This is a genomic window from Slackia sp. (genome assembly GCF_977041755.1).
Genome location: NZ_CDRRGL010000128.1, coordinates 1 through 5,036 on the forward strand (window position 1 = coordinate 1; position 5,036 = coordinate 5,036).

Below are 5,036 nucleotides of genomic sequence, written 5' to 3' on the forward strand. Positions count from 1 at the left end.
AAGACGAATATGGCCTGAACATGATGGCCCACCTTACGTGCATGAACGCCGATCGCGCGGGCATCGATTCCGTGCTTGCATCGATGAAGGCGGCGAGTATTGAAAATGTGCTCGCCCTGCGCGGCGACGCGGTGCCGGGAGCGACCCCGAAAGATTTCAAATTCGCCAAAGACCTGATTCCCGTTGCGCGCGAGGCTGGTTTTTGCGTAGGCGCGGCGGCGTATCCGGAAGGACATATCGATTGCCTCGATTTCGACGAGAGCATTCGCCATTTGAAGGAAAAGCAGGACGCGGGCGCGCAATTCTTCGTCACGCAGCTGTTCTTCGATAACGATCTTGCGCTGCGATTCCTCGATGCCGCGCGCAAGGCGGGCATTACCGTGCCTATCACGTTTGGCATCATGCCGTTTCTTTCGAAGGCGCAAATCCAGCGCATGGTATTCATGTGCGGCGCGAGCTTGCCGTCGCCCATCATCAAGCTGCTCGCGCGCTACGAAGACGACCCGAAGGCGCTGCGCCAGGCGGGCATCGATTATGCGTGCCAGCAGTTCGTGGGCCTTTCGAAAGAAGGCGTCGACGGCTTGCATGTCTATACCATGAATCGTCCCGATATCGCGCAAGCCGCCGTTCAGGCGTTGCGTGCCGTGGGCGCGATTGCGTAATGTTTGGCTGCAAATTGCCTGACTATAGGGTTAATAGGGCAGAGGCGCTGCGCTATTTGGGCTATACGGGGCAAGCGCTCGATGCCGAGATGGAGGCGCGCATCGACAAGAACATCGCGGCATGCGAGCGCGAGGCTCGACCGGGGTTCGTGTTTCGCTCGTTTCCCATCGAGGCGTGCGAGCGGGGCGTGCGGCTTGTGGGCAGCTCGCTTGTGCTCGAGGGCGCCGACATTGCGCGCCATTTGAAAGGTGCGGCGGAGTGCGCCGTTCTGGCTTGCACGCTTGGCGTGGCGAACGAGGCTGCTATGGCGCGGCGCAAGGCGCAAAGCGCGCTCGATGCGGCCATTTACGGTGCGGCGGGAAGTTCGCTCGTGGAAAGCGTGGCCGATGCGTGCGAGGCGGCCGTGGTTGCCGATGCCGCGAAGCGAGGTATGCGCACGAACTGGCGCTATAGCCCCGGCTATGGCGATTTGCCGCTTGCGCTTCAGCCGGAAATCGTGCGCGTGCTCGCAGCTGACAAGCGCCTTGGCATGGTGGCGACGGAATCGAATTTGCTCATTCCCGCGAAAAGCGTCACGGCATTCATGGGCCTGTTCGATGCCGATGCGAACTTCGATGAAATATCGAGCGTGAAGTCGAGCTGCGAGGGTTGCGCCTGCAGGCAGAACTGCACGCTGCGCGCCGCCGGCACGCCTTGTTGGAAGCGGTAGCGTACAGGTTCTTGCCCCCTTCTCGCAATTGGGAGCATATGCCTGATGCGCCCATACCCCCGCGTGTTAATGGTGGGGGAATTCTTTTATTGAGCGGCCAATCTTTGCACCTCGAGTTTGAGCGGGAACGCCTCGTGGATTCCAGCGAATTCATATGCGTTTTCGCGTTCGCGTAGACAAGCCGCCGTTATTGCACGGGGGTGGCGATCGATTGTGTTCCGTCGCCGCTCGTAACGAAATTGTAAAAGCTCACCCGGTCGCTCATTCCTTTGTATGCTCCAATGGGGTAGAGTGCTCGTATGTGTATTGTGGCGAAAAGCCTACCTGGCAACGCCGTTTCAGGGAAAGGGGAACATCGTGCGCACTATTGGCAAGCGCGAAGTCGAGGATATGGCGGTTGGTGCCGCGGTTCTCGCATCGGGCGGCGGCGGCGACCCGTATATCGGCAAGCTCATGGCCCTTCAGGCCATTGATGAATATGGTCCGTTCCAAATGATATCGCTCGACGAGTTGCCCGATGACGCGTTCGTCTGCGCATCGCATATGTTGGGTGCGCCCACGGTACTCGTGGAGAAGGTTCCCAACGGCATGGAAGGCGTAGGTGCGGTTGATGCGCTGGAGAAGCGTCTGGGCCGTAAATTCGACGCGATTATGCCGCTCGAAGCGGGCGGCCTGAACTCCCTTCTGCCGTTTCAGGTGGCCGCGGCCAAGGGCGTGCCCATCGTCGACTGTGACGGTATGGGCCGCGCGTTTCCCGAGCTGCGCCATGTGACGTGGACGCTGTTTGACATTCCCGCGTGCCCGGCTGTGGTGTGCGACGAAAAGGGCGACGTGGTTACCGTCGAGGCTGTCGACAACGCATGGGCCGAGCGCCTTTCGCGCAACGCCGCCATTACTACGGGCGGCAGCGTGTTCATGGCCGACTACGCCATGACGGGCGCCCAGGCCAAGAAAGCCTCTATTCCCGGCACGTCGACCTATTGCGAGCAAATCGGCCGTGCCATTCGCGAGGCCCACGAACAAAACGTCGATCCGCTGCCGGTGATTCTCGATTTGCTCGGTGCATTCGAGCTGTTCCGAGGCAAGCTTGACGATGTGGCGCGTCGTACCGAGGGCGGTTTCGTGCGTGGCTACGCGCATTTCGCGGGCATCGACGATTATGCGGGCCGCGAATGCGAGCTGCGCTTCCAAAACGAGCATCTGCTCGCCAAATCGGGCGACGAGGTGCTGTGCTCGGCCCCCGACCTCATCGCCGTGCTCGATATTGAAACCGCGCTGCCCATTACCACTGAAGGCATGAAGTATGGTGCGCGTGGCGTGGTTATTGGCATTCCTGTGCACGAGCATTGGCGCAGCGAGCGCGGCCTCGAAATCGCTGGCCCGCGCTATTTCGGCTACGACATCGATTTCGTTCCCGTTGAGGAGCGCGTTGTCGAAAGAACGAACGAGCAGTAGGTTTTTTGGATGAGCCAGCGGGGTTTTGGCGCGTTGAAGGTGCCGGGGTTTGACGTTTCTCGAAGCGGTTTAGCGGCCGTTTTCGGAAATGGCAAGCCCATAGGTTCCAACGCGCTACGCAAGCTCGCATCGGCATAGATATATGAAGGGATAGACACGATGTCCAACAAAGACTGGCGCATTGGCATCGACGTCGGTGGCACCAACACTGACGCCGTTGTTCTTGATGAGAACCTGAATCTTATCTCGGCCGTGAAAAGCCCCACGACCGAAGACGTTATGAGCGGCATCGAAAACGCCATGGAGGCCGTGCTTGCCGGTGAGGGCGTTGATCGTTCCCGCATCGGCTACGCGATGCTCGGCACGACGCACTGCACGAATGCCATCGTCGAGCGCAAGCGTCTCGATCGCGTTGCCGTGATTCGCATCGGTGCGCCCGCGACGCGCGCCATCAAGCCTATGATCGATTGGCCGGCAGAGCTGCGCGCGGCTATCAACGATCAGTGGTTCCTTGTGGGCGGCGGGCACGAGTTCGACGGTCGCGAAATCGCACCCCTCGATGAGGACGAGCTACGCCGCATTGCGAACCAGGTGAAGGGCGAATGCGACAGCGTTGCCATCACGAGCGTGTTTTCGCCGGTTGACGCAAGCCACGAGACGCGCGCCGCGGCCATCATGCGCGAGGCGCTCGGCGACGATTTCCCCATTTCCATTTCGAGCGAAATCGGCAGCGTGAGTCTGCTTGAACGCGAAAACGCCACCATTTTGAATGCGGCGCTCGTCGACGTTGCGAAAACCACATCGGAAAGCTTCATCGCGGCTCTTGCGGGTGAAGACATCACCGACGCTGAAGTGTACCTGTGCCAAAACGACGGCACGCTCATGAGCGCCGAATACGCCATGCGCTACCCGATTCTCACCATTGCGTGCGGTCCCACAAACTCCATTCGCGGCGCATCGTTTTTGACGGGCTTGAAAGACGCCGTGGTCGTCGACGTGGGTGGTACCACCACCGACCTGGGCGTTTTGACGCACGGCTTCCCGCGCGAGAGCATGCTTGCCGTGGAAATCGGCGGCGTCCGCACGAACTTCCGCATGCCTGACATTATTTCGATTGGCCTCGGCGGCGGTTCGATTGTGCGCCAGCACGAAGACGGCACCGTGACCGTCGGTCCCGATTCGGTGGGTTATCGCGTGACGAAAGAGGCGTTGTGCTTCGGCGGTCACACGCTTACCGCGACTGACATCGTAGTTGCGGCGGGCGCTGCTGAAGGCGTGGGCGACCCAGCGCTTGTGGCCGATTTGGATCCGGAGCTCGTGAAGAAGGCTCGGGCCGTCATGACCGAAATGGTCGAAAACTGCGTCGACCGCATGAAGACGAGCGCGGGCGATATTGATGTCATTCTCGTTGGCGGCGGCTCCATTCTGGTTTCTAGCGAACTCGAGGGCGTAGCTCGCGTGCTCAAGCCGAACAATTTCGGCGAAGCCAACGCTGTGGGCAGTGCGATTTCTCAGGTGTCGGGCCAGATCGAGCGCGTATTCTCGCTCGACAAGCTCGGCCGCGCCGAAACACTCGAGGTCGCGAAGGGCTTGGCTACCGAAGAAGCTATCAAGGCCGGAGCCGATCCCGATTCGATTCAGATTGTCGAAGTGGAAGACGTGCCCTTGGCCTACCTGCCCGGCAATGCGACCCGCGTGCGCGTGAAGGCTGTGGGTGACCTGAAGATTTAATTGTTTTCGTCGTTCTGGCGAATGACGAAAGTTGTCGACGCTGCGCTGGGTTCTGGCGGCACATTTCGGGTTCAAGCTGCGGCTCGCGTACCGAAGTACGCTGAGCCCAGCTGAGCTGGGCGCGCCCGCTCGGGCGCATAGGCAGGAATTGAAAATGCCACAGGCATTTTCAACGCCCGAAGTGCACTCGCCAGGGTCCATGCTCGCTGGCTTTTGGCGCGAATGCGCCTTTCGGAAGCGAGACGGACGAGTTGAGTTGGGCTTTGCCCAACTCTTATTCTTTATCAAAATACTTTAGCACTACAGCGCATTGGAGTGAAAGGAACGCCCCGTGAGATATTTGGGCGAACAAGAAGTTGAAGACATCGCGATGGGCGCGGCCGTTATGGCGTCGGGCGGCGGTGGCAATCCCTACGTGGGCATTCTCATCGCGAAGCAGTGCGTGGCTGACAATGGTCCTATTCCGCTGCTCACGCTC

5 protein-coding genes are annotated in these 5,036 nt (G+C 60.0%); all 5 read left to right on the forward strand.

Annotated features, from left to right (window positions below; all coding sequences use genetic code 11):
* Positions 1-662, forward strand: a 662-nt coding sequence (locus ACWI8T_RS08140; RefSeq protein ID WP_449138579.1) for a methylenetetrahydrofolate reductase, incomplete at its 5' end; no start/stop codon positions are given.
* Positions 663-676: 14 nt separating this feature from the next.
* Entirely contained in the window at positions 677-1,372 is a 696-nt protein-coding gene (locus ACWI8T_RS08145) for a vitamin B12 dependent methionine synthase (protein WP_449138580.1), read from the forward strand.
* A gap of 357 nt (positions 1,373-1,729) precedes the next feature.
* Complete coding sequence (locus ACWI8T_RS08150) at positions 1,730-2,827, forward strand: DUF917 domain-containing protein (RefSeq protein WP_449138581.1); 1,098 nt, start codon at positions 1,730-1,732, stop codon at positions 2,825-2,827.
* 159 nt (positions 2,828-2,986) lie between these two features.
* A complete protein-coding gene (locus ACWI8T_RS08155; RefSeq protein WP_449138582.1) occupies positions 2,987-4,558 on the forward strand; it encodes a hydantoinase/oxoprolinase N-terminal domain-containing protein in 1,572 nt (523 codons plus the stop codon).
* A gap of 331 nt (positions 4,559-4,889) precedes the next feature.
* On the forward strand, positions 4,890-5,036 hold a 147-nt coding region (locus ACWI8T_RS08160), incomplete at its 3' end, for an S-methyl thiohydantoin desulfurase domain-containing protein (RefSeq protein ID WP_449138583.1).